The 4,915-nt window shown below is 76.6% G+C and carries 6 protein-coding genes; 3 read left to right on the forward strand and 3 right to left on the reverse strand.

The genetic code is table 11. From position 1 onward, the window contains the following. Window positions 1-415 (reverse strand): response regulator (locus ABD317_RS33555; RefSeq protein WP_344295083.1); only part of this gene is annotated, 415 nt, incomplete at its 3' end. A gap of 155 nt (window positions 416-570) precedes the next feature. Between ABD317_RS33555 and ABD317_RS33560 the strand changes: the two genes are divergently transcribed. Beyond that, window positions 571-1,167, forward strand: coding sequence for a hypothetical protein (locus ABD317_RS33560; protein WP_344295084.1), 597 nt, complete (start codon window positions 571-573; stop codon window positions 1,165-1,167). Between the two features lie 21 nt (window positions 1,168-1,188). On the opposite strand, the gene ABD317_RS33565 is transcribed toward ABD317_RS33560, so the two are convergent. Then, window positions 1,189-2,046, reverse strand: coding sequence for a spermidine synthase (locus ABD317_RS33565; RefSeq protein WP_027754268.1), 858 nt, complete (start codon window positions 2,044-2,046; stop codon window positions 1,189-1,191). A 49-nt stretch (window positions 2,047-2,095) separates the two neighbouring features. Beyond that, window positions 2,096-2,470, reverse strand: coding sequence for a hypothetical protein (locus ABD317_RS33570; RefSeq protein ID WP_344295086.1), 375 nt, complete (start codon window positions 2,468-2,470; stop codon window positions 2,096-2,098). 245 nt (window positions 2,471-2,715) lie between these two features. Here ABD317_RS33570 and ABD317_RS33575 point away from each other — a divergent pair, with 245 nt between their 5' ends. Together ABD317_RS33575 and ABD317_RS33580 are read left to right on the forward strand one after the other, a co-directional pair. Further along, window positions 2,716-3,942 (forward strand): NsdA family TPR-like regulatory protein, encoded by a 1,227-nt coding sequence (locus tag ABD317_RS33575; RefSeq protein ID WP_344295087.1) that lies wholly within the window; start codon window positions 2,716-2,718, stop codon window positions 3,940-3,942. A 201-nt stretch (window positions 3,943-4,143) separates the two neighbouring features. Next, window positions 4,144-4,915, forward strand: a 772-nt coding sequence (locus tag ABD317_RS33580) for a phosphatase PAP2 family protein (protein WP_344295089.1), incomplete at its 3' end; no start/stop codon positions are given.

Genomic DNA, 4,915 nt, shown 5'->3' on the forward strand with positions numbered 1-4,915 from the left:
CGACGGCGAGCCCGCCGACGCGCAGCGCCCGCGGCGGCGCGGCGGCGGCGCTGCCGTGGGCGCGGCGCAGCACGGCGCCGAGGCGGGCCTGCAGGTGCTCGACGGAGAAGGGCTTGACGAGGTAGTCGTCGGCGCCGTCGTTGAGCAGGCGTACGGTCTCGGACTCGTCGTCCCGCGCGGTGGCGACGATCACCGGCACGTCGGTGATGCCGCGAAGCATCTTCAGCGCCTCGGCGCCGTCGAGGTCGGGCAGCCCGAGGTCGAGGATCACGACGTCGAAGCCGTGGTGCGCGACCTCGCGGAGCGCCTCCAGCGCCGTGCCCACGCTGCGCACGGTGTGGGCGGCGTCCGTCAGATGCCTGATCAGCGCGGAGCGCACGAACTGGTCGTCCTCCACCACCAGCACACTTGCCATGCCCGGCAACGTACGCCATCGGCGCGCCGCGCGCCGCCCCCGCGGCCGGCCCGGTGCCGGTCCGGCGGGAGCGCGTGCGTCCGCCGGGGGCGCGCGGGCGGGCGGTTCCGGCGGGCGTGCGGCACGGCGGGGGCGGGTGCGGCAGGATGTGACCGATGCGTCGAAGGTTCGTGCACGCGCTGGCGTGGACCCTGGCGACACTGACGGCCGTGACGGTGTCGTGGCTCGGGGTCCGGCTCATGCTGGACAGCACCTCCGACCGGCCGCACGCGGTGCCCCTGTCAGGCGGGGCGCCGTCGGCGCGGGAGTCGTCGGAACCGCCGTCGGTCGGCACGGCCACGGAGCGGCCGCCGCGTCCCTCGCCGACACCGACGCGGACGCCGGATTCGCCGTCCGCCGCGGCGGGTTCGGAGGGGGCGGAGGAGCCGGAGGAGCCGGAGCGTACGGAGAGCCCGGCCGGCGCGAACGGGTCCCGGGCGGCGGGCGAGACCGCACAGGGCGACCGCCCGGCCGGGAGCGGGGCGGTGGACGTGCAGACGTTTCCGGTGGCCGGCGGGCGGGTGACGTTCGAGATGGCCGGGGGCGCGGCGGAGTTGGTGTCGGCGACGCCGCAGGCCGGGTGGCAGATGCAGATCTGGGAGCAGACGAGCTGGATCCGGGTGGACTTCGTCGCGGGCGACCGGCGGACGTCGGTGATCTGCACCTGGCACGACAGCGCGCCGCGGGTGGAGACGAACGAGTACCCGTCGTGACCCGCGCGCCCGCCGTTCTCCTCAGGAGAAGACCTCCGGCGGGGGCGCCGGGGAGTCCGCCGCCGTGGCGTCCGTCACCGGCCGGGCGCCGGCCGTGAAGTCCCGCAGCCCGCGGCCGTGTTCGACGCGGCCGGGGTGCGGGTCGGTGGCCGCCCGGCGGGTCAGCTCGGCGACCGGCAGCGGGACGGCGGAGGCGAGGAGCACGGCGTTGCCGAAGCGCCGGCCGCGCCAGACGGCCGGGGCGGCGGTGACGCACAGCTCCGGGAAGACCGCGGCGGCGGTGGCCGTCTGCGCCCGCAGGTACGCCAGCGGCGGCCCGTCGGCGAGGTTCGCGGCGTAGCGGCCGGCGGGGCCCAGCACCCTGCGCACCTCGCCCAGGAACTCCGTGCTCGTCAGGTGCGCGGGCGTGCGCGCGCCGCGGAAGACGTCCCCGACGACCAAGTCCGCCCAGCCGTCCGGCACCCTGGCGAGCACCGCGCGGGCGTCGCCGGTCCGTACCCGGATCCGCGCCCGCTCGGGCAGCGGCAGTTCGGCGCGGACCAGCGCGGTGAGCCGGCCGTCGACCTCGACGGCCTGCTGGACGGAGCGGGGGCGGGTGGCGGCGACGTAGCGCGGCAGGGTCAGCGCGCCGCCGCCGAGGTGCAGCACCCGCACCGGGCGGCCGGGCGGGGCGGCGAGGTCGACGGCGTGGCCGAGGCGGCGCTGGTACTCGAACTCCAGGTGCGTCGGGTCGTCGAGGTCGACGTGGGACTGCGGGGCGCCGTCGAGGAGCAGCACCCAGCCGCGCGGGCGGTCGGGGTCGGGGCGCAGTTCCGCGGTGCCGCCGTCCACCTCCGCCACGACGGGGCTGCGCCCGCCGCGCGACCTCTGCCTGGCCACCCGCCCAGTATCCCCCGCCCCCGCGGGGGCCGCCGGGCGGGTGCGCTTCTCAGCAGCGCTCCGCGGCCTCGATCGTACGGGCCGCCTCGCACAGCGCCGCCGCCAGCAGCACCGGGTCCGTCACCGGCGCCGCGTCCTGCGGCGGCACCAGCCAGTGGGTCCCGGCCACCGGCGGTGCGGACGGCCCGCGGTGCAGCGTCGGGGTGCACGCGCTGCCCGGCAGGTCCCAGCGCTCCGCCGTGCCGGGCGGCACGAGGAAGCCGAGGGTGTCGACCCCGCCGTCGTGCAGCACGGGCCCGACGGCCGTGCGCAGCCGGAGGATGTCGACCGCTTCGAGGCCGTGTCTGGCCGGGACGGTGACCAGGTCACACGGGTCCGCGGCGGCCCTCGTACCGACAGTGGCCTCCCCGCCGGTGTCCGGCACAGGAACCCCTCCTCATCCAGTCCCCGTCGTCGATCCCCCGGTCCTCTCCACGTCCAACGCGCCGGCCGCGTCAACGGCACGGCGCGCGGTCGACGCAAAGGATGGCGGTTTATAGCGGATCGGCGGCTCCGGGACCCGCATATCGGCAGAGTCTCCGTGGCGGCGCACGCACCGTGGGTACGGTCGCGCCGTTGCAGACCGTCAGTTGCCGAGCGACACGAGCCCCCTGAGGGAGGACAGCGGACGTGGCCGCCCCACCCGAACGATCGCGCCGCAACACCGCCTTCCGCGAGCTGCGCGGCACCCGCTCCCCCGGCGAGTTCGCCGCGGCGGTGCGGCGGGCCGCGCGGGAGATCGGCGAGCAGGTCTCCTGTGACGCGCGCTACGTGGGCCGCGTCGAGTCCGGCGAGATCCGGTGTCCCAACTACGCGTACGAGCGCGTGTTCCTGCACATGTTCCCGGGCCGCACGCTGGCGGACCTCGGCTTCGAGCCACGGGAGGCGGTACGCGGCCGAAGGGCGCGAAGTTCCGGAGGCGCACCCCCGTGCACACCCGTGCGCCCCGCCCCGGTCCGTACCGCCGAGTTCCCCGAGGCGGCCGTGGCGGAGGCGGTCCGCCGCATCCGGCTGCACGACGACCGGCACGGCGCCGACGACCTCTACGCCCGCGCCGGCCGGACGCTGCACACCGCCCGCGCCCTGCTCCCCGAGGCCGCCCTGCGCCCCGGCGCGGGCGCCGGGCTGCACAGCGCCGCCGGCGAGCTGGCCGTCTCCGTCGGCTGGCTGGCGCACGACTCCGGCCGCTACGCCGACGCCCGCTCCCACTACGCCGAGGCCCTCGCCACCGCCCGGCTCGCCGACGACCCGGCCCTGGAGGCGCACGTCTTCTCCAACACCGCCTTCCTGGCCCGCGACACCGGCCGCCCGCACGCCGCCGCCCGCCCCGCCCGCCCCGGCCGCCGCCCCGCCGCCGGGCTCGGCTCCGACCGGCTGCGCTCGCTGCTGGCCGCCCGCGAAGCCGCCGGCGGGGCGCTGCTCGGCGACCGGGTGGCGAGCCGCGAGGCGCTGGCCGCCGCCCGGGAGCTGTTCGCCCGGGGCGCGGCGGACGAGGGTCCGGAGTGGATGTCGTTCTACGGCGAGACCGAGCTGACCGGCCTGGAGGCGCAGTGCTGGGCGGCGCTCGGCGAGCACCCCCGCGCCGTCGAGTGCGCCCGCGGCGCCGTACTCCTGCAGGACCCGCACTTCGTCCGCAACACCGCCCTGTTCACCGCGGAGCTGGCCGACAACCTCGCCGCCGCCGGCCGCCCCGACGAGGCGGCCGCGGCGGCCGGCCGCGCGCTCACGCTGCTCGACGCGGTACGGTCGGCGCGGGTACGGGCCATGCTCGACGGCACCGCGGACCGGCTGCGGCGCTGGTCCGGCACCGCCGAGGTGGACGTCTTCCTGGCGCGCATGAGACCGGTTTCCGCCTGATCGGGCGGAGCGGGGCAACCTTTCCGGATCATTCCGCGTCTTTCTGGCTCCCGCCACCGTTCGGTGGGCGGGATATACACCGTGCGGTGGGCTGACGTACACCGTACGGTTGACCGTGGGCCACGTGGGGCGGCCCGCAGCGGGGAAGCGGAGACGGAGAGCCGGACCATGCGAGTGAGGCAGCGTTGGTGGACGGAGCTGATGCTCCTCGTCGTGGTCTACGTGGCGTACTCGGCCGGCAGACTGCTCGCCCGCGGAGACGTCACCACGGCCGTCGACAACGGCCTGGCGCTGCTCGACATCGAGAAGACCCTGCACATCAACTTCGAGGACCCGCTGAACAGACTCTTCACCGCCCACGCGGCGATCGGCGTCCCCGCCGACTTCATCTACGCCTCGCTGCACTACCTCGTCACGCCCGTGGTCCTGGTGTGGGTGTGGCTGCGCCACCGCGTGGACTACCGGCGCTACCGCACCTGGCTGCTGCTCTCCACCCTGGTGGCCCTCGTCGGCTTCGTCCTCATGCCCACCTGCCCGCCGCGGCTGCTGGACCCGGCGTACGGGTTCGTCGACACGATGGCGCAGTACTCGTCGTACGGCTGGTGGGGCGGCGAGGCGAGCGCGCCGCGCGGGTTCGGCGGGCTCACCAACCAGTACGCGGCGATGCCGAGCCTCCACGTGGGCTGGGCGCTGTGGTGCGCGGTGGTGCTGTGGCGGCTCGCGCCGCACACCCCGGTGCGGCTGCTGGGCGTCGCGTACCCGCTCGTCACCACCATCGTGGTCATGGGCACCGCCAACCACTACTTCCTCGACGCCGTCGCCGGCGCCGCCGTCATGGGCCTCGGCTGGCTGCTGCTGCGCCCGTCGCTGCGGATCGCCGACGGCGTCCGGCGCCGGGTCTTCCAGCTCGCCACCCGCGCCGGCACCCGCGGGACGCCCGCGGGCGGCGGCGTGGCCGCCGTCGGCGGCACGC

Source organism: Streptomyces synnematoformans (genome assembly GCF_039531005.1).
Lineage (GTDB): Bacteria > Actinomycetota > Actinomycetes > Streptomycetales > Streptomycetaceae > Streptomyces > Streptomyces synnematoformans.